The following is a 21291-nucleotide window of genomic DNA, read 5'->3' on the forward strand; positions in this document are numbered from 1 at the left end:
TCATGTTGAACGGACTTGCGCGGCACGCGGGCCGTTTCTGCAACGACGCAGCGCCACCTCAGAAGGATTGGCCGATACCGGCATAGATGCCGAAGGTCGGATCGCCAGGGCGCCTGTTCAAGGGCACGCCGACATCGACCCTGAGCGGGCCGAACGGCGTCAGGTAGCGCACCCCAAGGCCGGCGCCGAACTGCATGTCGCCGAAGTCGGGCGTGGTCGAGGTCGACACCGCGCCACCGTCGATAAACGGCACGATGCCGAAACTGTCGGTGAGCTGGATACGCATCTCGGCCGAGATTTCGACATAGGACAGCCCGCCGGTCGGCAGGCCGGCGGCGTTGCGCGGACCGATATCCTGGTAGCCGTAGCCGCGCACCGAGCCGCCGCCGCCGGCGTAGAAGCGCCGGTCGGCGGGAATAGCGGCAAGCGGCGCGCCGAAGATCGAGCCCGCCGCGACCCGGCCGGCGGCGACGAAGCGCCTGGCCTCGTCCAGCGCGCGATAGGCCGACGCCTCTCCCTTGAGCTTGACGAAGCTGGTCGAATTGAGAATGTCGTGCGCCGGCTCGACATAGGCGAGCAGACGGAAGCCGGATTTCGGATCGAGCCTGTTGTCGCGATTGTCGAACACGTACTGGATCGGCGTGCTGGCGATCAGATGCTCGTTGCTGCCGAAGGAATCGTCGATCTTGGAGTAGTCGAGCGCGACCTCGGCCGACACGGTCTGCGTGTCGGTGAGTTCGTAGCGCAGGCCCGTCGACCCCTTGACCGAGAACCGGTCGAAGGCGTCGGGATGCTCGAACGTGGCGTCCAGCCGCGCGATGAATTTCGACGGCGGCCCGATCACGCCCGGCTTTTCGAACAACAGCCCGGCCCGGTAGTCGAGCTGGCCGAACTGCGCCGTGTCGCCGATCCGGCTGATCGAGCCTTCAACGCGCAGCTTTTCCGCGCGGCCGAACAGGTTGCGGTGTCCCCAATAGCCCTCGAGCCCTGCGCCCTCGGTGTTGGAGAAGGTGGCCCCGACGCCGAAAAAGCGATGCTTGCGTTCCGACACCGTCACGTCGACCGGCAGGCTGCCGTCGGCGTCGAGCGCGTCGGCCTCGTTGACCGCCACGCTGTCGAACACTTCGAGCTCCAGGAGCCGCTCGCGCGCCGCCTCCAATTGGTCGGGCGAATAGGTCGCGCCCGGCTCGATTCCAGCCATATAGGCGGTGAAGTCGCGGTCGACCTTTTCGGTGCCCTCGACCCGTGTCGCGCCGAAGGGCGCGACGGGCCCCGCCTCCAGCACCATGGCGACGTCGAGCAGGCCGGTCCTGTGATCGGCCACGATCTCGCGCCCGGTCACCCGCGCCAGCGGGTGGCCCCTGTCGCGCAGCGCCCGCACCATCCTGGCTTCGGCGTTGAGGATCACCGTCGAGCCGGCCTCGCCGCCGGGCATGAGACCGAAGCGCGCCGGCGCGATGTCGCCGGTATCGCCGCCGACGTCGATCCGGCCGAGACGAAAGACCTGCCCCGGCGTCACCACCACGCGGACCGGCACCGGTTCGGCGGTAAATTCCGCGTCGGGCGCAAGGTCGTCCAGCTCCCGCCCGGCGATGGTGATTTCCACCGTGCCGTCGTAGCGCGCAGCCTCGTAAAGCACGGCGACCAGCAATTCACGCTCTGCACGCGCCTTCGACAACAACCCCAGCGATCCCGACACCGGACGGTCGGCGTCGGCGAGAAGCGTCGAGGCGGCTTTGAGCCTGCCGTCCAGCTCGGACCCGGCGTCGCCGGTTTGCAGATCGACCGAATAGGTGAGCGGATCGACGACAGCCGCAGCCTCGCCGTCCTGCTTGGACCCGAACAGCGTGACGCCGAAGAGCTCGAACGCGGCGGCCGGGGCCGGCGCCAGCACAAGCGCCAATATCATGGCCGACACGGAAGCCAGGCCGCGGCGAACGCGCCTGCCGTGCGGTACTCCAGAACTTTCCGCGCCCGGGCTCAGCATGGCTCCAACATAGCGAGAATGGTTAAAATTGCCCTGAAGGTTCTAGCGGATATAGGGACGGGATGCACCTGCATCCGTTCCTTCCCTTCGCATGGCTGAGTGATTCCACAAGAGGCTGCTTAGAAAAAAGACAATCGCCTGGCCCGGTTTTCACCCTCCCGGCAAGCTGATACGCAAACCGGCGTCGCTTGGATGGCTTCGGGAAGGCCCCGCGCGGCGAAGGGAAGGAACCGCGCCTGATGCGTGTGCTTGTCGTTTATTGCCATCCGGTGCCCGAGAGTTTTTGCGCCGCCTTGCGCGACCGCGCCCTTGCCGCGCTCGCCGCGGCCGGTCACGAAACACGCCTTGTTGACCTTTATGCCGAGAGTTTCGATCCGGTGATGGGCGCCGAGGAACGGCGCGGCTACAATGTCCACGAACCGGTCGACGACAGGCTGGCGCTCCATATCCAGGCGTTGCGCTGGGCGCAGGCGATGGTGTTCGTCTACCCGACATGGTGGTACGGCCAGCCGGCCATGCTCAAAGGCTGGTTCGAGCGGGTTTGGGCCAAGGACGTCGCCTTCACGCTTGCGGACGAAGGCGGGCGGATCGAGCCTTTGATGGGCCACATCGAAAAGCTCGCCGTCCTCACCACGTGTGGCGCGCCGCGCTGGTGGTCCTTTCTCGTCGGCCACCCCGGACGCAAGATCCTGCTGCGCGGCATCCGGGCGCTGTGCGCGCGCCGTTGCCGCACGCTCTATCTCGCCAAATACGAAATGGATGCGGCGGACGAACCGGCCCGCGCCGCCTTCCTGGCCAGGGTCGAACACAGGCTGGCGGCGTTTTTCGCCTGAGCGTCGACGCAATGCCTTGTGCGTCGCCTCCCGAGGCCATACCCCCTGCCGCGAAGACTGCACGCAGGCGCAGTCAGGTCCGGGTCGCGGGACACCACGACACGCTCTGGCCGCATTCGCGCGGCTAGCATCACATTGATTGACAAGCCGACACAAAGCTTGGCCAAATATCGGCGATCACGCGCCGACTGCCGGAGGATTTCATGTCGCCACGCACGGGCACAGGCCTTTTTCTTACGCTTTTCACGACGCTCGCCCTGCTCGTCGCGCCGGCCTTCGGCCAGGAAACGCGCCAGATCGTCACCACCGGCGATTCGGACTATTACGGTTTCGACCTGCGCACCGAGCGCGACGTCTCGCTCGACCAGTGCAAGGCCGCCTGCCTGGCCGATTCGTCCTGCCGCGCCTTCACCTACAACACCAGCGCGAAATGGTGTTTTCTCAAATCCGACTACAACCAGTTGAACCCCTTCCCCGGCGCGATTGCCGGCAAGGTGGAGACGGCCCTCGGAGAGCCCGACATCGGCGCGCCGAAAGCGCTCTCCTTTGTGCCCGCCCACGTGACCGGCGACGCCGAACGCCTGCGCGCCGACGTGCTTGGCAAGGCCAATGCCGGCGGCGCCGGCCTCGCCTTCCTGGTCCAGGCGGCCGAAAACGCCATGGCCTCCAACGACCCGCGCGCCGCCCTGCTCAACTACCAGAACGCGCTGGCGATCCTGCCCGACGACACCGCGATCTGGACCGGGCTTGCCGCCGCCGCCAACGCGGTCGTGCCGCGCTCGGGCGAAAGCGCCTATTATTTCCAGCGCCTGGGCACGGGAGCCGCCATCAACGCCTATCTCCTGTCGCGCACCGCAAGCCAGCGCGCCGCGGCCCTCAACCAGCTGGCGCCGGCGCTCGAAAAACGCAGCATGTTCCGCCCGGCGATCACCGCCTACGAGGAAAGCCTGGCGCTGGTGGCCTCGCCCCGGATCCAGGCGCTTTACGCCGACCTGAAGCGTCGCAAGGGGTTCCGCGTCGTCGAACACACGATCGATTCCGACAGCGCCACGCCGCGCGTGTGCGTCCAGTTCTCGGAGGCGCTGGTCAAGAGCGGCATCGACTACGCGCAATTCGTGCGTGTCGACAACGCGCCGACCACGGCCGTTGACAAGGGCGCGCGCGAATTGTGCGTCGCCGGGCTCGAGCATGGCGGGCGCTACCGCATCGTCATCCGCCAGGGCCTGCCGGCGGCGATCGGCGAGGTGATCGCCGAACCCGTCGCGCTCGACATCTATGTGCGCGACCGCTCGCCCTCGATCCGCTTCACCGGCGACAATTTCGTGCTGCCGGACAGCGCGCGCCGCGGCATCCCGTTGGTCTCGGTGAATACCGACAGGGCCGAAATCGCGCTCTACCGCATCGGCGCGCGTTCGCTCGCCCGGCTGATGGGCGAATCGCGGTTCCTGCGCCAGCTCGACGCCTATGAGCTGGGCAGCATCGCCGACGATCTCGGCGCGCCGGTCTTCGAAGGAACCATCGACATCGCCGCCGACCGCAACAAGGAGGTGATCACCTCCTTCCCGGTCGACGAGGCCGTTCCGGAGCGGGAGCCCGGCGTCTATGTCATGACCGCCGTGCCCGAAAACGACCGCCGCGACAGCTGGGACTCGCGCGCAACGCAATGGTTCCTGGTTTCCGATATCGGGCTTGCCACCTTCGCCGGCGAGGACGGGCTCAATGTCTTTGCCCGCTCGCTCGACAGCGCCGCGCCGCTTGCGGGCGTCACGCTGCAGCTCATTGCGCGCAACAACGAGGTGCTCGCCACCGCGCGCACCGACGACGACGGCCGCGCCCGCTTCGACGCCGGCCTCGCACGCGGCGAAAACGGCCTTGCCCCGGCCGTCATAACCGCCGAGACCGGCGAGGATTTCGTCTTTCTCGACATGACACGGGCCGGTTTCGACCTGTCCGACCGCGGCGTCACCGGCCGGCCCTCGCCCGGCGCGCTCGACGTCTATTCCTGGACCGAGCGCGGCATCTACCGCGCCGGCGAGACCGTGCACGCCGCCGCCCTGGCGCGCAATCCCGCCGCCGACGCCATCGACGACCTGCCGCTGACCTTCATCTTCCAGCGCCCGGACGGGGTGGAGGATCGACGCATCGTTTCCAACGGCGCCGAGCTCGGCGGCCATGCCGTCGACCTTGAGTTGACCGACAACGCCATGCGCGGCACCTGGAGCCTGCGCATCCACGCCGATTCGAAAGAGCCGCCGCTGTCGGAGAAATTCTTCCTGGTGGAGGATTTCGTGCCCGACCGCATCGAGTTCGATCTCGCCGCCGACCGCGAGGAAATCGCCCTTGGCGAGGCCGCCTCCGTCGAGGTCGACGGGCGCTATCTCTACGGCGCGCCGGCCGAGGGCCTGGCGCTCGAAGGCCAATTGGCGATCACGCGCAGCCGCGAATGGACGCGTTTCCCGGGGTACCGGTTCGGCCTCGAGGACGAGGAGGACGTCGAGGACGTGCGTGTCGCGCTCGACGGCCTGCCGCGCACCGGCCCGGACGGCAAGGCCGCCTTCCCGGTCGAACTTGCGCAAGTGCCCTCCACCACCCAGCTGCTTTCGGCCGAGATCTCGGTGCGCATGGTCGAGGCCGGCGGTCGCGCCGTCGAGCGCGCGCTCGAGCTCGGCGTGAAACCCGAGGGTACCTCGCTCGGCCTCAAGCCCGAATTCGAGGGCGGCCAGGTGCCGGAAGGCAGCATCGCCAGTTTCCGCGCCATCGCGGTCGGCCCGGACGGCGCGCGGCTCGACGCCGCCGGCCTGTCCTGGTCGCTGGTCAAGATCAACCGCCAGTATCAATGGTATCGCAGCGGCAATTCCTGGCGCTACGAGCCCATCGTTTCGACCAGCCTGGTCGAGGAAGGCAGCATCGACGCCACGGCGGCGGGCGAGGCCCAGATCAGCGTTCCGGTCGACTGGGGCCGCTACCGGCTGGAGATCGAGACGGACGACCCCGCGGGGCCGGTCACCAGCGTGGAATTTTCCGCCGGCTGGTTCGTCGCCGCGCGCTCGACAGAAACCCCGGACGGGCTGGAAATCGCGCTCGACAAGGAAAGCTACCGGGTGGGCGACACCGCGCGGCTGAAGATCGAGTCGCGTTTCGCCGGCGAAGCGCTGGTCACCGTCGGGTCCGAAAGCCTGATTTCGACCGTTACCGCCGCGGTTCCCGCCGACGGCGCGACCATCGAGATCCCGGTGACCGAGGACTTCGGCGCCGGCACCTATGTGACGGCCACCCTGTTCAGGCCCGGCGAGGCCGCCGAGACGCGCCTGCCGATGCGCGCCATCGGCGTGAAATGGCTGCCCGTCGACCCCGGCCCGCGCAAGCTCGCCGTCGCCCTGGAACTGCCTGTAAAGACCGAGCCGCGCCAGCCGCTCACCATCCCGCTCGCCGTCACCGGCCTGCGGCCGGGCGAAGAGGCCTATGTCACGGTCGCCGCCGTCGACGTCGGCATCTTGAACCTCACCCGCTACGAGGCGCCGGACCCGGCCGGCTGGTATTTCGGCCAGCGCATGCTCGGCATCGAGATGCGCGATCTCTACGGTCGGCTGATCGACGGCTCGCCCGGCGCGACCGGCCGGCTGCGCACCGGCGGCGACGGCGGCGGCATGAGCCCCCAGGGCAGTCCGCCGACCGAAAAGCTGGTCGCCTTCTTCTCCGGCATCGTCAAAGTCGACGAGGACGGCCGCGCCACGGTCGCCTTCGACATTCCGCAATTCAACGGCACCGTCCGCGTGATGGCGGTCGCCTGGTCGAAATCGGGCACCGGCAGCGCCGAACGGGACATCGTCATCCGCGATCCGGTCGTGCTGACGGCGAGCCTGCCGCGTTTCCTGGCGCCCGGCGACCAGACCCGGCTGTTGCTGGAGATCGCCAACACCGACGGGCCGGCCGGCGCCTACACGCTCGGCCTCGCCACCGGCGCCGCCCTGGTCGCCGATGCCGGCGCCCTGCCCGCGACCCTCGACCTGCCCGCCGGCGGCAAGACGACACTCTCGGTGCCGGTCGCGGCCGAAACCGCCGGCGACGGCGCGATCACGCTCACGCTCTCCCATGCCTCCGGCCTGGCGATCGAACGCACGCTCGCGCTGCCGGTCAGGCCCGGCGTCATGCCGGTCACGACCCGGCGCGCCGTGGCGCTGGCCGGCAAGGGCGGCAGCCTGAGGATCGACGGCGAACTGCTTGCCGCATCGATCGCGCAAGGCGCCTCGGTCACCGTCAACGTCACCCGCGGCTCCGCATTCGACGTGCCGGCGCTGCTGATGTCGCTCGACCGGTATCCCTATGGCTGCGCCGAGCAGACGACGAGCCGGGCGCTGCCGCTGCTTTATGTCGGCGAATTGTCGAAATCGGCCGGGCTGGAGGACGATCCGGCCCTGCGCGGACGCGTGGCCGACGCGATCGAGCGGGTCCTGTCCCACCAGGCCTCGTCCGGCTCGTTCGGACTGTGGGGCCCGGGCTCCGGCGATCTGTGGCTCGACGCCTACGTCACCGATTTCCTGACCCGCGCACGCGAGCAGGACTATCACGTGCCGGCCGCGGCCATGGACCAGGCGCTGCTTAATCTGCAGAACTCGCTCGCCTACGATGTCGATCTCGCCACCAATGGCAGCGAGGTCGCCTACGCGCTCTACGTGCTGGCGCGCAACCGCAAGGCGTCGGCCGGCGATCTGCGTTATTATTCCGATACGCAGCTGGGCGCCTTCTCCAGCCCGCTGGCGCGGGCCCAGCTCGCCGCCAGCCTGTCGCTTTACGGCGACGCCCAGCGTGCCGGCCAGGCCTTCTCCTCCGCGCTGACGCTGGCGCGCGGCGTGGAACCCGGCCTGCAGTCCCGCGCCGACTATGGCTCGGCGCTGCGCGACGGCGCGGCCATGCTGGCGCTGGCGGCCGAAAGCCGGCCCGAGCCGGCGCTGGTGCCGCAAATGGTCTCCTACGTCTCCGATATCCGCAAACAGACGCGGTATCTCAGCACGCAGGACCAGGCCTGGATGCTGCTCGCCGCGCGCGCTGTCGCCGGCGCCAGCGACGACATCCGCCTCGACATCGGCGGCAGCCCGCACGAGGGCGCCTTCTCGCGCCGTCTCGACGGCGAGGCGCTGGCATCCGATCCGTTCGTGATCACAAACCGTGGCGACGAGCCGGTCGAGGCGGTGGTGACCACGCTCGCCGCGCCCGAACAGCCTCTGCCGGCTGGCGGAGACGGGTTTTCGATCGAGCGCAGCTACTACACGCTCGACGGCAAGCCCGCCACGATCGCCGCCGCCCGCCAGAACGAGCGCTACGTGGTGGTGATCAAGGTGCGCGAACACAATGACTGGCCCTCGCGCATCCTGGTCAACGATCTCTTGCCCGCCGGGTTCGAGATCGACAATCCGCGCCTGGTCGGCAGCGCCGAGCTGAAGAATTTCGAATGGCTCGGCCGGACCGACGCGGTGCATACCGAGTTCCGCGACGACCGGTTCATCGCCGCCTTCACCCGCGGTCAGGGCGGCGATCGCGACTACACGCTCGCCTATGTGGTGCGCGCCGTCACGCCGGGCGTCTTCGTCCACCCCGCCGCCAGCGTGGAGGACATGTACCGCCCGCAGCTTTCGGCGCGCACGGCCTCCGGCTTCATGGAGGTGGTGGGCGAATAAGAGACGGAGGCCGACGATGAGCACGCGCCCGATGGGCCGTTTCCGGCGTGCGGGACCGCCCGCGCGCGGCGCGTGCCGGGCGGAACGGTCATGCGCCTGAACCGGCCGGCCCTTGTCCGTCTCGCTCGCCGGAGCGCGCTCGCCGTCGCCGTTCTGGCGGTCGTGGCCGGCGCCGGTCTGTGGCTGCTCGACCGGCTCGACCGCGCGTTTCCGCCGCCGCTCGACAGCGCCGCCGCGATCTCCACCGAAGTCGTCGACCGCAACGGCGTGCTTTTGCGCGCCTACGCGCTCGAGGACGGACGCTGGCGGCTCGGCGCCGATCTCGACAGAATAGACCGCGCCTTTCTCGCCATGCTGGTCGCCTATGAGGACCAGCGGTTCTGGAGCCATCGCGGCGTCGATCCGCTGGCGCTTCTGCGCGCCGCCGGCCAGTTCCTCGCCAATGGCCGCATCGTGTCGGGCGGCTCGACGCTGAGCATGCAGCTCGCCCGGTTGATCGAGCCGCGCGCCGAACGCAGCCTCGGCGCCAAGCTGCGCCAGATGGCGCGCGCCCTGCAGATCGAGCGCCGGTTGTCGAAACGCGAGATCCTGACCCGCTATCTGACGCTCGCGCCCTATGGCGGCAATCTGGAGGGCGTGCGCGCGGCGAGCCTGGCTTGGTTCGGCAAGGAGCCGGCCCGGCTATCGCTGCCGCAGGCGGCATTGCTGGTCGCCCTGCCGCAATCGCCGGAGGCGCGGCGGCCGGACCGGCATCCGGACGCGGCCCGCGCCGCCCGCGACCGCGTGCTGGCGCGCATGGCAGGCGCCGGCGTCATCATCGACAGCGAGGTCGCGCGCGCGGCCGCCGAACCGGTCTTGCCGGTCCGCCGCCCGCTACCGGGCTTCGCTGCCCATGTCGCCGACGCCGCGCTGCGCGAAGAGCCCGCCGCCCAACGCCACCAGCTCACCATCGAGCGCGGCGTGCAGGAACGGCTGGAACGGGTCGCGAAAAAGGCGGCGGCGCGCATCGGCCCGAAAGTCTCGGTGGCGATCGTGCTCGCCCGGGCCGACACGGGCGCCATTCTCGCCAAGGCGGGCTCCGCCGATTATTTCGACGCTGCCCGCGCCGGCTGGATCGACATGGCGCGTGTCGTCCGCTCGCCCGGCTCGACGCTGAAACCCTTCATTTACGGGCTTGCCTTCGAGGACGGGCTGGTCATGCAGGAGACGACGATCGAGGACCGGCCGGCCAATTTCGCCGGCTACCGGCCGAAAAATTTCGACATGGAGTATCAGGGCGACGTCAGCGTGCGTCAGGCGCTGCAATTGTCGCTGAACGTGCCGGCGGTGCGGCTGCTCGACACGGTCGGCCCGGTCCGGCTGGTCGCGCGCATGAAGCGCGGCGGCGTGACGCCGACGCTGCCCGAGGGCGAAAGGCCGGGGCTGGCCATCGGCCTCGGCGGCGTCGGCCTGTCGCTGGAAGAGCTGGTCCAGCTCTATACCGGCCTGTCGCAACGCGGCCGGGTCGCGCGGCTGCACAGCCGCGCCGACGCCGCCGCGCCAAAGCCGCCCGGCGAGCCGATCCTGTCGCCGCAGGCCGTCTGGCAGATCACCGACATGCTGTCCGGCGTCGCCCCGCCCCAGGGCGCGCCGCGGCTCGGCATCGCCTACAAGACCGGCACCTCCTACGGTTATCGCGACGCCTGGTCGCTCGGTTATGACGGCCGCCACGTCATCGGGGTCTGGGTGGGCCGTCCCGACGGCGGCGCGGTGCCCGGCCTCACCGGCTATCTCGCCGCCGCGCCGATCCTGTCCGAGGCGTTTGCCAAATCCGGGCTCGGCATCACGCCCCAGCCGCGTCCGCCGGCCGGCGCGGTCCGGCTTGCCCGCGCCGACCTGCCCTTCGCCCAACGTCGCTTTGCCGCCTCGGCGCGCGAGAGCGCCGACGCGCCGGTCGAACCGGCGCCGGAGATCGTCTATCCGCCGCAGGGCGCGCGTGTCGATCTCGGCCTGCGCGCCGGTGGCGCGATGCCGCTGGCGCTGAAAATCAATGGCGGACGCGCGCCGTTCCGCTGGCTCGCCAACGGCCGGCCGGTGCGGCTGTCGGCGCGGCGGCGCACCGCCGCCTGGACGCCGGACGGCGCCGGCGCCTCGACCTTGACCGTCATCGACGCGGCCGGCCGTGCGGCCAGCGTCAACGTGTTTCTGGAATAGGCGAGCGCCGTCCCTACCCCGCCGGGCGGCCGAGGCCTTTGAGCTTGTCCATCACCTCGGCCAGGCAGTCCTGTGGCGTGCGGCCCGAGGTCTCGATATGCAGGCCGGCGCGGGCGTAGAGCGCCTCGCGGCTGGTCAGGATCGATTTCAGCTCCTCCATCGCCGCCGGATTGCCGGCCATCGGCCGGGTGTCGCCCTGGGCGCGCACCCGGGCCATGTGCTCCTCGGGCGCCGCCTTCAGCCAGACGGTATGAAAGTTGCGCAACAGGATGTCGAAGGTCTCCGGCTCGGCGACGATGCCGCCGGCCGCCGCAAGCGCAATGTCCTCGCAGGTGGCGATGACGCGCTCGAGCGCCTGGCGTTCCAGCCGTCGATAGCCTTCCTGGCCGTAAAGCGCCATCACCTCCGTCACCGGCATGCCGCTCGCCGCCTCGATTTCCTCGTTGAGCTCCATGAACGGCAGGCCGAGCGTGTCGGCCGCCATGCGCGCCAGCGTCGATTTGCCGGCGCCGCGCAGGCCGATGAAGGCGATGCGCCGGGCGCGCCTGAGCGCCGGGTTCTGCGGATCGAGAATGGCGATCACCCGCCGGCGCTCCTCGGCCGTCGCGCGCTGGAAAAGCCGCGTCACGGTGCCCGCCTCCGACGCCCACGGATCGTCGGCGGCGACCAGCCATTCGATCTTCAGGTCGAGCGCCTCGGCGATGCGCCGCAGAAGCAGGATCGAAATATTGCCTTCGCCGCCCTCGAGCTGGGCAAGATATCGCTGCGAAACCCCGGATTTTTCCGAAAGCACCCGCCGCGACAGGCCTTTGCGGGCGCGCGCCGTGCGCACGCGCTCGCCGACCAGCGCCAAAAGGGCCCGGTTGGCCGCGTCCTCGCCCGCGGCCGTTTCCGGCGGCCTTGCCCGTCCATCGAAGCCGACGATCTCGTCCATGCGCTCACGGTCCGTTTCAATTTATGCATTATAATGCACAAATTGCCGAGATTCGCAAGAACGGCCGCCGCCGTCAGCCGGATACGGCCAGGGGTCCGATCAGGGCGCGGATATCCGGCGGCGCGGCCATCTTGCGGAACGATTTCGCCTCGACGAACACGCACACGAACGTGCCCTCGAAACACAAGCCCCCGTCCTGGCGTCCGGCGACCGAAAACCGCACCGAGCTCTCGCCGAGTTTTTTCAGCGTCACCGCGCAGGCGAGCACGTGACGCGGCGTGACCGGCGCGCGGAAATCGAGGCTCATATGCACGAAGGGCGTGCCGACATTGCGGTCGAGATTGAGCCGGTACCAGTCCTGGCCGACATGGGCCTCCCACCAGGCGTCGATCGCCTCGAGCGCGAAATAGGGAATGCGGCCGGTATAGGCGATCAGCGCCGGATCGCAATCGGCCCAGCGCACATGCACCGTGTGCACGAAGCCGCTAGCTGCCTCGGCCTGAGACGCCTTGTCGTTGGTCCTGGCATCCATCGTCCAGTTGCTCCGCTAATAGGTCTCGACATGGTAGCGGCCGGTCTCGCGCATGGCGTCGCGCACCGCCTTCCAGTCGAGCCCCGCCCCGCGCGCGATGTCGGCGAATGCCTCCTCCACGCCGGCTTCCATCGCCTTGAGCCCGCACACATAGACATGGGTGGTGTCGGAGGCCAGCATGGTCGCGATCTTGTCCTTTTCGACCCGCATCCGGTCCTGCACATATTCGCGCGGCGTCCCCTCCACCCGGCTGAACACCAGATGCTTGTCGAGCAGCGCGTCCGGCACCTTTTTCAGCGGGCCGAAATAGGGCAGCGAATCGGGACGGCGCGCGCCGAACACCAGCATCATGCCGCCGGTCTCACCAGACGCGGCGCGCTGGCGGCGCATGGTGAAGCCGCGAAACGGCGCCGAGCCGGTTCCCGTGCAGATCATCAAGATGGTGGCGCGCGCATCGTTCGGCATCAGGAAGGTCGAGCCGAACGGGCCGGTGAGCCGGACTTCATCGCCGCGCTTGAGGTCGCAGACATAGTTGGAAGCCAGCCCGTGCGGCTCGCGCTTGACGGTCAAGGACAGGTTGTTGGTGTTCGGGCGCTCGCCGTCGCGCGGCGAGGACACCGAATAAAGCCGCATGCGGTGCGGACGGCCGTTGTCGTCGGTGCCCGGCGGCGCGATGCCGACACTCTGGCCCTCCAGCACCGGAAACGAGGTCGTACCCAGATCGAGGATGATGTGGCGCACGTCGGAATCGGCGTTGTCGCCGGTCAGCCGGTAATTGCCCTGCACGGTGGCGACGGCCGGGCTGGCGGCCGTGAACAGGTTGACCGTCGGCTTGGCCGCGGAGGCCGGCGCCTTGGCCGCACCGCCGGCGCCCTTGTGCGCCTCGGCCAGAAGGGCGGCCACCTCGTCGTCCAGCGCCTCGATCGCGCCGCCGCCCGCCCCGTCCCCGGCCTCGAACTCCTCCTGTTCGGGCAGCTCCATCCAGGACAGCTGCTCCTCCAGCGAATAGGGCGTCTTGACGATCCGCCAATTGTCGATCGAGCCGGTCGGGCACGGGGCGATGCAGGCCATGCAGAAATTGCAGATCGAGGCGTCGACCACGACATTGTTGTCGTCGTGGGTGATCGCGTCGATCGGGCACGCCTCCTCGCAGGTATGGCAGCGGATGCAGATTTCCGGATCGATCAGATGTTGTTTGACGAGCGCGGTCATGAAAATCTTCGCTCCGGGGTTTTGGTTTCAAGACCGGTCCCGCGCCCCCTCTGGCGGGCGCGCAGGCCGGGTCTCGCCTTACGCCATGTGCAGCTGCACATACTCGAAATCGCCGGGCTTGTTGTCGATCCCCACGCGCGGCGGCGCGATCCAGCCGGCAAACTTGCCCGGCTCCCACACCGGCACCATCAGCGAGGCGATATAGTCGCCGTCGGCCTTCGACGGCAGCCATTCGTCGCGCTTCTTTTCCCATTCCTCCTTCGACACGATCTCGCCGTCGGGGGTGATGTTGGCCTGGCCGAACACGCCGATCTGGCGATGGAAACCCGGATGCGGCAGCTTCATCTCGAACGGGATGCCGATCTTGGCGATCATCGCGTTCCAGCGGTTCACGCCGCCCTGGGAGTCGCGGATATAGTCGTCGCGCAGCCGCATGTTGATCGCCGACAGCGCCGGCAGATCGGCCGTCACCACCTTGCCGTCGACGAGCTGGACGACCGGATAGGTCGCATCCTTGAGCTGGTGGTCGTCGTCGATCTTGGTTTCCTGATAGCGACCCTTGATGCCGGCGGCGAACGCGTTGGCGGCGTTGGTCGACACTTCCGAGCCGAACAGGTCGAGCGACAGCGTGTAGTGCAGGTTGAGCTTCTTCTGGATCGTCGGCAGGTCGATGACGCCGAGCGCGCGCACCGCCTGGATGTCGTAGGGATCCTCGATGCCGGCCTCCTTCATCGCCTCGCAGGTGCGCTGGATGACCCGGCCCACGCCGGTCTCGCCGACGAACATGTGGTGCGCCTCCTCCGTCAGCATGAAGCGGCAGGTGCGCGACAGCGGGTCGAAGCCGGACTGGGCCAGGCTTTCGAGCTGCATCTTGCCGTCGCGATCGGTGAAATAGGTGAACATGAAGAAGGACAGCCAGTCGGGCGTGGCCTCGTTGAAGGCGCCCAGCATGCGCGGCGCCTCCTCCGATCCCGACGAGCGGCGCAGCAATTCGTCGGCCTCCTCGCGGCCGTCGGCGCCGAAATATTTCTGCAAGAGATAGACCATCGCCCACAGATGCCGCCCCTCCTCGACATTGACCTGGAACAGGTTGCGCATGTCGTAGAGCGACGGCGCGGTCTTGCCGAGATGGCGCTGCTGTTCGACCGAGGCCGGCTCGGTGTCGCCCTGGATGACGATCAGCCGGCGCAGCATGGCGCGGTGTTCGCCCGGCACTTCCTGCCAGGCCGGTTCGCCATATTGTTCGCCGCACGGGATGCGGCGATCCTCGACCTGCGGCGCGAGCAGGATGCCCCAGCGATATTCCGGCATCTTGACGTAGTCGAACTTGGCCCAGCCCTTCGGATCGACCGAGATCGCGGTGCGCAGATAGACCAGCGATTCCTGGAATTTCTGCGGGATCAGGTCGTTCCACCAATTGATGTAGCCCGGGTGCCATTTCTCCAGCGCCTTGAGAACGCGCCGGTCGGAGGAAAGCCCGACATTGTTGGGGATCATCGTGTCGTAGGAAACATTGATCAGTTCGGACATTGGTCACTCCCGCAAGACTGTAAGCCGTGATTGGTCGCCGGGGCGAAGGAAACGGGCCGGCCCGAACGGCCGCGCGCGTCGTGGACGGTCCTCACACCCGCTTCGTGTCGAATTCGCCGCGCAGACCGGTGCCGTAGCGCTGCAGCGCGCCGGTCTCGCCGACCGCGTTGGGACGCTGGAAGATCCAGTTCTGCCAGGCCGTCAGCCGGCCGAAAATCCGCGTCTCCATGGTTTCGGGCCCGGCGAAGCGCAGATTGGCCTCCATGCCGGTGAGCGCGTCGGGCGAAAAGCTCGCCCGCTCCTCCAGGAAGATGCGCACCTCGTCCTCCCAGTCGATATCGTCGAAGGCGAAAGTGACCAGACCGAGCTCGCTCGCCGCGTCCGCCTCCAGCGCCTCACCGATCCGTTCCTCGGCGGCCCCGACGCTCGCCGGTTCCCCGAGAAAGCGCGTCTCAAGGCGGGTGAGGTCGTTCGACATCGGGTACGGCCCGAAATTGCCCTTGGTCAGGGTCAGCGTCGCGACCGGCCGGTTGTCGCCCTCGAATTCGCCGTCGGCCATGTAGGAGCGGTCGGCGGCGAAGGCGAGTTCGGCCAGGGGGCCCGCGAAACAGGAGCCCGGCTCGATCAGCGCCGCCAGCGAGCGCGAGGTCATGTCGACGCGTTTCAAAACCCGCTTCCAGTAAAGCAGGATCTCGTTGGCGAGCCAGTCGTCACGATTGTCGAGCAAAAACGCTTCGTGCGCGGCGACCAGAGCCGGGTCGCCCTGGGTGTGAAACACGATGACACCGATCTCGAGTTCGTTGTTGCGCAGATGCAAAATGGCGTCGTCGAGTTCGCGCGCCGCCCGCAGCATCCAGCTTTCGGCGCCCTCGGCGTGCAGCGCCTCGACGGAGGCCGGCGCCGGGGCGTCGGGACCGTGCACGGTCAGCCGCGCGATGCGTTTTTCGCGGTCGATCTCGACCTCGACGCTCGAATAGGTCGCCGATCCGTCCTCGGAAATATCGCGCTTGAGCGGCGTCAGCGCGATTCCCTTGGCGTCGGCGGGCCGCTTCGACTTGGCCGCGTATTCCCGCGCGCGGGCCGCGACCGTCTCGGCGAATTTGGTGTTGGGCACGACGTCGTCGACCAGCCGCCAGTCCTTGGCCCGGCGCCCTTTCACCCCCTCCTCGATCGAGCAGAACACGTCGGCGTGGTCGCGGCGCACCTTGCGCTTGTCGGTGACGCGGGTGAGCCCGCCCGTGCCCGGCAGCACGGCCAGGAGCGGCACTTCCGGCAGCGCGACCGAGGACGAGCTGTCGTCGGCCAGGATGATGTGGTCGCAGGCGAGCGCCAGTTCGTAGCCGCCGCCCGCGCACGCGCCCTTGACGGCGCAGATGTAATATTGCCCGGACTCCGCCCCCGCCGCCTCGAACGTGTTGCGGGTCTCGTTGGTGAATTTGCAGAAATTGACCTTGTGGGTGTGCGCCGCCCCGCCCAGCATGCGGATATTGGCGCCGGCGCAGAACACCCGGTCCTTGCCCGACTGCAGGACAACGACCTTGATTTCGGGATGCTCGAAGCGCATCCGCTGGACCACGTCCGCCAGCTCGATATCGACGCCGAGATCGTAGGAATTGAGCTTGAGCTCGTAGCCCTCGAACAGGCCGCCATTCTCGTCGACATCCATGAACAGATGCGCGACCTCGCCGTCATAATCGATCCGCCAGTGGCGATACTGCGACGGGTCGGTCTGGAAATCGATTGTCTTGGCCACGCTCTGCCTCCACCTTGCTGCTGCACCCTAGTGCAATATGATGCAAATTCCAAGCCCGATTGGCTTAACTATAGCGATATTTCGCCGATTGCTCCGCAGATTTCATGCTCAATATGAATTATAATTCATATTTTCCATGCCAATACGGGCCGCCGCGCCACAAGGCGCTCCAAGGCGCCGGAGCCGGCCTCCGCGTCGATCGCCGCGGCGAAGGCGATCGACGCCTCGGCGAGCTGCGCCACGTCGACCCCCATCACGCGCTCCGTTCGGCCATGCCCCGCGTTCCACAGGCAGTCGGCCGCGTGATGGGCAAGACGGCCGGCCGCGCGCGGCCGGCCCATGCCGAGCTTCAGGCAGCAATTGGCCAGCTGGATCATGCCCTGGACGAGCATCCGCTCGGCGCTGTTGGGCCTGAGCCCCATCCACACCGGCTCCCAGACCTCGTGCGCCTCCCAGAAGAAGCCGTTGCCGTAGAGCGCGAAACCGTAGAGCCAGGCCTGATTGTCGGCCCAGCCGGCCGGATCGGTCGTCTCCGGCGCGGCATCGGCGATGTCGATGAAGACGCCGCTTTCGGGCCGGCGCGTCACGCCGGGCACGAAGGCGGTGTCCGGCAGCGGCCAGGCCGCGGCGTGACCGAAAATGCGATCGGACATGCTGTTTTCCGGCACCGTTCGCGCCTCGCCGGCTATGCCGCCTCCGCCTCGGCCGCCTCGATCGCGTCGAGCCGCGCCACGAACTCGGCCATCGCCGCGAGCGTGCGGGCCGGCTGGTCGACATGCGGCGAATGCCGGCAGTCGTCCAGCATCGCAACCTCGACCGGATTGTAGCTCTGCGTCTCGAGCGCCTCGATCTGCGCGCGCGAGCCGTACTGGTCGTCGACGCCCTGGATCGCCAGCACCGGCACGCGGATATAGGCGATCACCTCCTCGATGTTCCAGGCTTCGAATGTCGGATCGAGCCAGGCGTCGTTCCAGCCCCGGAACGCATTGTCGACATCGCGATGATAGCGCCCGAGCCGCGCGCGCAGATCGCCCTCGTCATAGGCCTGGCGCGCGTCGCGGATCGCGTCGAGCCCCATCGGCTCGGTGAAGAAATGCGGCGCCATCAGCACCAGCCCGCGCACCCGGTGGTCTTGGACCGAGCCGGCATAGATCGCGGCGATCGAGGCGCCGTCGGAATGGCCGGCGAGCACGCCTTTCTTGAAGCCGATCGCCTTGAGCACGTCGGGCAGCACGTCGACCGCCTCGCGGGTCATGTAGTCGAGCGGGCGCGGCAGCGCGGCCGCGTCCGAACGGCCATATCCCTGCCGGGAATAGGCGAACACGCCATAACCGGTCGCCTCGGCGAGCTTTTGCGGGAAATCGCGCCACAGCTCGACGCAACCCAGCCCCTCGTGCAGCAGCACGATCGTCGGCGCGCGCTCCGGCGTCGGGCCGTAGCCCCTGCCCTCGAGCGACACGCCCCGGGTCCGGATCACCATGCTTTCGCCGCTGGTCCACATGTCAGGCCACTCCCTGTCTGAGTTTGAAACGCTGGATCTTGCCGGTCGCCGTCTTCGGCAGGTCGGGCACGAAATCGATCCGGCGCGGATATTTCCAGGCGCCGACCTTGGCCTTCACATGGTCCTTGAGCGCCTGTTCCAGCCCGTCGCCCGCGGCCTTGTTCTTCAAGACGACGAAGGCGCGCGGCTTTTCCAGCCCCGCCTCGTCGCGGTCGGCCACCACCGCCGCCTCCAGCACCTCGGGATGGGTCACCAGCGCCTGCTCGACCTCGAACGGCGACACCCAGATGCCGGAAACCTTGAACATGTCGTCGGTGCGCCCGCAATAGACGAAGCGGCCCTCGGCGGTGCGCTCGTATTTGTCGCCGGTGCGCGTCCAGCGCCCCTCGAAGGTCGAGCGGCTCTTCTCGCGCTGGTTCCAGTAATTCTCCGCCGCCGAGGGGCCGTCGACCAGAAGCTCGCCGACCTCGCCGACCCCGACCTCGCCGCCGGTCTCGTCGACCAGCCGCAGCGCGTAGCCCGGCACGGCCACGCCCGAGGTGCCGTAGACGATGTCGCCGGGTGCGTTCGACAGAAAGATGTGCAGCATCTCGGTCGAGCCGACCCCGTCGATAATGTCGACGCCGGTCGCCGCCTTCCAGCCATTGCCGATCTCGGCCGGCAGCGCCTCGCCGGCCGACACACAAAGCCTGAGCCTGTCCATCCCGTCCGGCCGCGCCCCGCCGGCGGCGGCCACCATGGCCGCGTAAAGCGTCGGCACGCCGCAAAAGATCGTCGGCCTGATCTGGGCGATGGCGGCGAACATGTCGTCCGGCGTCGGCCGCCCCTTGAACAGCGCCGCCGTCGCGCCGGCCGCCATCGGAAACGTCATCGCGTTGCCGAGCCCGTAGGCGAAAAACAGCTTGGCCGCCGACAACACGACATCGTCCGCCTGCATGCCGAGAATTTTTGCGCCGAACGTATCGGCGGTCGCCTTCAGGCTGCCATGCAGGTGGCGAACCCCTTTCGGCCGGCCGGTCGAGCCCGACGAATAGAGCCAGAAGGCGCATTCGTCCGCGCTCGCCTCGACCGTGCCGCCGTCCCGGCTCGTGGCGAGTTCGGCGGCGAAATCGGCATGCCCGTCCGCCGCGCCGCCGACCACGAACACCGTGGCGAGCTCCGGCAGCCGGCCGAGAATCGGCGCGACCACCGGCAGGAACTCGCGCGACACGAACAGCGCCTTGGCGCGGCTGTCGGCCAGGATGATCTCGTAATAATCGGCCGAAAGCAGCGTGTTGAGCGGCACCGGCACGACGCCGGCCTTCAGCGCGCCCCAGAAGATCACCGGAAACTCGACCTGATCGAGCACGATCATCGCAGCCCGATCCTCGCGCTTCACCCCGTGCCGGGAAAACAGGTCGGCCATGCGGCCAGCCTCCCGCGACAGGTCGGCATAGCTCAGCCGCCGTCCGTCCTGCCCGCATTCGACGAAGGCAACGGCCTCGCCGCGCCCCGCCGCGACATGCCTGTCGATGAAATAGTCGGCAGCGTTGCCGTTCTCCTGACCCAAAACCATCCTCCTCCCGAATGCGATTCTGGCTCCGCGACGACCATGATCAGGCGGCGGATTTGTGCGATATCATGCACAAACACACCACGGAAGGCAAGCATTCTGATGGAGGCGACCGCGCGGATTGCAAACCGTTCCATCCACATCAGCCTCGTTTCGGCCCATTTATCAAAAACTTGGCCCAGGGCAGCGACTATATTTGCATTATATTGCAAATGTCGCGGAAGTGCGGGCCCTCCCGACCACCATGCCGTTCAGATCATGTCGGGCCAGTCCGGGCGCTGCGCGCGCCGTCCGCGCGGGTCGTTGCCGTCGGCAAAGCCCATGTCGCGCCGGAGATGATCGGGAAGCGTGCGCGGATCGAGGCGACGCCGACGCGAACGCGGCCGGACGAGGAAAGCCGCGACACGCCCGATCCAGGACCGACAATGCGGCGCCAAAAATCGCGAGAGATAATCTGCGCTGGCCATGGCACACCGCCTTCCCTATGCTTGATTGTTGATGCGTTAATCGGGACTCTGACCGGAAAAGCCTAGGTTTTCCAATCAAACGGCAACCGGAGCACATAAGGAAATTTTATCCATCATGGTTGCACAGCTCCCGCCCCTGGCTGCGCTGCGCGCCTTCGAGGCCGTCGCCCGGCACAACAGCTTCACCCGCGCTGCCGGCGAGCTCGGCATGACCCAGGCCGCGGTCAGCTATCAGATCAAGGTTCTGGAGGAGCGGGTCGGCGTGCCGCTTTTCCTCCGCCGCCCGCGCCGGATAGAGCTGACCGAGACCGGCAGCCGCCTGGCGCCGGCGATCGGCGAGGCCTTCGAGCGGATCGCCGCCGCCTGGCAGGAGGCCCGCCACGGCGCGCAGGGCACGCTGGTCATCAACACGCTGCAGACATTCGCCACCGCCTGGCTCGCGCGCCATATCGGCTCGTTCCAGATCGCCCATCCCGGCATCGCGGTCCGCATCGAGACCAACCAGAACGTCATCGATTTCGCCCGCGACGAGGCCGACATCGCCGTTCGTTCGGGCTCGGGCGGCTGGCCGGGCCTGATCGAGCACGAACTGATCGGCACCGATTTTTCGCCGATGCTGTCGCCCGGGCTGGCCGCCTCGGCGGGCGGGCTGCGCGAGCCGGCCGACCTGCTGAAGCTGCCGATCGTGTCGCCCAACGACCCCTGGTGGCCCGACTGGCTGGCGCGCGCCGGGCTTGCCCCCGACACGCTCGCCGGACGGCCGCACACCAGCCTGGGGTCGCAAGCCGTGGAGGCGAGCGCCGCGATTGCCGGCCAGGGCGTGGCCCTATTGACCACGGCCTTCTACCGCCAGGAGATCGAGGCCGGCCTTCTGGTCCAGCCCTTCGACATTGTCGGCACGGAGGGCCAAGCCTATTTCCTGGTCTATCCGCAGGCCCGGCGCAACGCGCCCAAGACGCGTGCCTTTCGCGATTGGATCCTGCCGCTGTTCGACCGGCAGCCGCGCTGAAGGCGCCCGACCCGCGGCGCCGGCCGCGGCTTGATCCAGGTCATGGCGTGGCCGCAGCGCTCGCGCCAGTCGTGGCAGGCCAGCATGCGCACGGCCAAAAAACGCTGGACGCG

The 21291-nt window shown here is 68.2% G+C and carries 14 protein-coding genes; 4 read left to right on the forward strand and 10 right to left on the reverse strand.

What is annotated here, in order from left to right; genetic code table 11:
* Positions 1 to 58: 58 nt before the first annotated feature.
* Positions 59 to 1909 carry an autotransporter assembly complex protein TamA gene (locus ACT2B0_RS12280; protein WP_473465199.1) on the reverse strand — a complete coding sequence of 617 codons (1851 nt, stop codon included), beginning with the start codon at positions 1907 to 1909 and terminating at the stop codon, positions 59 to 61.
* A gap of 317 nt (positions 1910 to 2226) precedes the next feature.
* Here ACT2B0_RS12280 and ACT2B0_RS12285 point away from each other — a divergent pair, with 317 nt between their 5' ends.
* From ACT2B0_RS12285 to pbpC, 3 genes are all read left to right on the forward strand, one after another.
* Positions 2227 to 2820, forward strand: a complete 594-nt coding sequence (locus ACT2B0_RS12285) for an NAD(P)H-dependent oxidoreductase (protein ID WP_473465202.1) — start codon at positions 2227 to 2229, stop codon at positions 2818 to 2820.
* A gap of 203 nt (positions 2821 to 3023) precedes the next feature.
* Positions 3024 to 8495, forward strand: a complete 5472-nt coding sequence (locus ACT2B0_RS12290) for an alpha-2-macroglobulin family protein (protein WP_473465204.1) — start codon at positions 3024 to 3026, stop codon at positions 8493 to 8495.
* 90 nt (positions 8496 to 8585) lie between these two features.
* Positions 8586 to 10688, forward strand: a complete 2103-nt coding sequence (gene pbpC, locus ACT2B0_RS12295; protein ID WP_473465207.1) for a penicillin-binding protein 1C — start codon at positions 8586 to 8588, stop codon at positions 10686 to 10688.
* Positions 10689 to 10701: 13 nt separating this feature from the next.
* Here pbpC and ACT2B0_RS12300 read toward each other — a convergent pair whose 3' ends face one another.
* From ACT2B0_RS12300 to ACT2B0_RS12340, 9 genes are all read right to left on the reverse strand, one after another.
* Complete coding sequence (locus tag ACT2B0_RS12300; protein WP_106571463.1) at positions 10702 to 11622, reverse strand: helix-turn-helix transcriptional regulator; 921 nt, start codon at positions 11620 to 11622, stop codon at positions 10702 to 10704.
* Positions 11623 to 11695: 73 nt separating this feature from the next.
* Positions 11696 to 12154: an acyl-CoA thioesterase gene (locus ACT2B0_RS12305; protein WP_473465210.1), complete on the reverse strand. Its 459-nt coding sequence runs from the start codon at positions 12152 to 12154 to the stop codon at positions 11696 to 11698.
* Positions 12155 to 12169: 15 nt separating this feature from the next.
* Entirely contained in the window at positions 12170 to 13366 is a 1197-nt protein-coding gene (gene boxA / locus ACT2B0_RS12310; protein WP_473465213.1) for a benzoyl-CoA 2,3-epoxidase subunit BoxA, read from the reverse strand.
* Positions 13367 to 13444: 78 nt separating this feature from the next.
* The gene (boxB, locus tag ACT2B0_RS12315; protein WP_473465216.1) at positions 13445 to 14896 is read right to left on the reverse strand and encodes a benzoyl-CoA 2,3-epoxidase subunit BoxB; all 1452 of its coding nucleotides are present in this window, start codon (positions 14894 to 14896) and stop codon (positions 13445 to 13447) included.
* A gap of 91 nt (positions 14897 to 14987) precedes the next feature.
* The gene (boxC, locus tag ACT2B0_RS12320; protein ID WP_473465217.1) at positions 14988 to 16649 is read right to left on the reverse strand and encodes a 2,3-epoxybenzoyl-CoA dihydrolase; all 1662 of its coding nucleotides are present in this window, start codon (positions 16647 to 16649) and stop codon (positions 14988 to 14990) included.
* A 125-nt stretch (positions 16650 to 16774) separates the two neighbouring features.
* Positions 16775 to 17302 carry a DUF309 domain-containing protein gene (locus ACT2B0_RS12325; RefSeq protein ID WP_473465220.1) on the reverse strand — a complete coding sequence of 176 codons (528 nt, stop codon included), beginning with the start codon at positions 17300 to 17302 and terminating at the stop codon, positions 16775 to 16777.
* Positions 17303 to 17334: 32 nt separating this feature from the next.
* Positions 17335 to 18150 (reverse strand): alpha/beta fold hydrolase, encoded by an 816-nt coding sequence (locus ACT2B0_RS12330; RefSeq protein ID WP_473465223.1) that lies wholly within the window; start codon positions 18148 to 18150, stop codon positions 17335 to 17337.
* A gap of 1 nt (position 18151) precedes the next feature.
* Positions 18152 to 19705 carry a benzoate-CoA ligase family protein gene (locus ACT2B0_RS12335; RefSeq protein ID WP_473465227.1) on the reverse strand — a complete coding sequence of 518 codons (1554 nt, stop codon included), beginning with the start codon at positions 19703 to 19705 and terminating at the stop codon, positions 18152 to 18154.
* Between the two features lie 248 nt (positions 19706 to 19953).
* Positions 19954 to 20169, reverse strand: a complete 216-nt coding sequence (locus tag ACT2B0_RS12340) for a hypothetical protein (protein WP_473465230.1) — start codon at positions 20167 to 20169, stop codon at positions 19954 to 19956.
* 115 nt (positions 20170 to 20284) lie between these two features.
* Here ACT2B0_RS12340 and ACT2B0_RS12345 point away from each other — a divergent pair, with 115 nt between their 5' ends.
* Positions 20285 to 21178 (forward strand): LysR substrate-binding domain-containing protein, encoded by an 894-nt coding sequence (locus ACT2B0_RS12345; protein ID WP_473465233.1) that lies wholly within the window; start codon positions 20285 to 20287, stop codon positions 21176 to 21178.
* The last annotated feature ends 113 nt before the right edge of the window (positions 21179 to 21291 follow it).

The sequence above is a fragment of the Nitratireductor sp. J20-h4 genome (assembly GCF_056780505.1).

What these genes read in the sequence shown, in the direction of transcription:
- ACT2B0_RS12285 (WP_473465202.1), top strand. Translation starts at nt 2,227, where the DNA reads ATGCGTGTGCTTGTCGTTTATTGCCATCCGGTGCCCGAGAGTTTTTGC.
- ACT2B0_RS12290 (WP_473465204.1), top strand. Translation starts at nt 3,024, where the DNA reads ATGTCGCCACGCACGGGCACAGGCCTTTTTCTTACGCTTTTCACGACG.
- ACT2B0_RS12305 (WP_473465210.1), bottom strand. Translation starts at nt 12,154, where the DNA reads ATGGATGCCAGGACCAACGACAAGGCGTCTCAGGCCGAGGCAGCTAGC.
- ACT2B0_RS12280 (WP_473465199.1), bottom strand. Translation starts at nt 1,909, where the DNA reads ATGATATTGGCGCTTGTGCTGGCGCCGGCCCCGGCCGCCGCGTTCGAG.
- ACT2B0_RS12335 (WP_473465227.1), bottom strand. Translation starts at nt 19,705, where the DNA reads ATGGTTTTGGGTCAGGAGAACGGCAACGCTGCCGACTATTTCATCGAC.
- ACT2B0_RS12340 (WP_473465230.1), bottom strand. Translation starts at nt 20,169, where the DNA reads ATGGCCAGCGCAGATTATCTCTCGCGATTTTTGGCGCCGCATTGTCGG.
- boxA (WP_473465213.1), bottom strand. Translation starts at nt 13,366, where the DNA reads ATGACCGCGCTCGTCAAACAACATCTGATCGATCCGGAAATCTGCATC.
- ACT2B0_RS12345 (WP_473465233.1), top strand. Translation starts at nt 20,285, where the DNA reads ATGGTTGCACAGCTCCCGCCCCTGGCTGCGCTGCGCGCCTTCGAGGCC.
- boxB (WP_473465216.1), bottom strand. Translation starts at nt 14,896, where the DNA reads ATGTCCGAACTGATCAATGTTTCCTACGACACGATGATCCCCAACAAT.
- ACT2B0_RS12300 (WP_106571463.1), bottom strand. Translation starts at nt 11,622, where the DNA reads ATGGACGAGATCGTCGGCTTCGATGGACGGGCAAGGCCGCCGGAAACG.
- ACT2B0_RS12325 (WP_473465220.1), bottom strand. Translation starts at nt 17,302, where the DNA reads ATGTCCGATCGCATTTTCGGTCACGCCGCGGCCTGGCCGCTGCCGGAC.
- ACT2B0_RS12330 (WP_473465223.1), bottom strand. Translation starts at nt 18,150, where the DNA reads ATGTGGACCAGCGGCGAAAGCATGGTGATCCGGACCCGGGGCGTGTCG.
- pbpC (WP_473465207.1), top strand. Translation starts at nt 8,586, where the DNA reads ATGCGCCTGAACCGGCCGGCCCTTGTCCGTCTCGCTCGCCGGAGCGCG.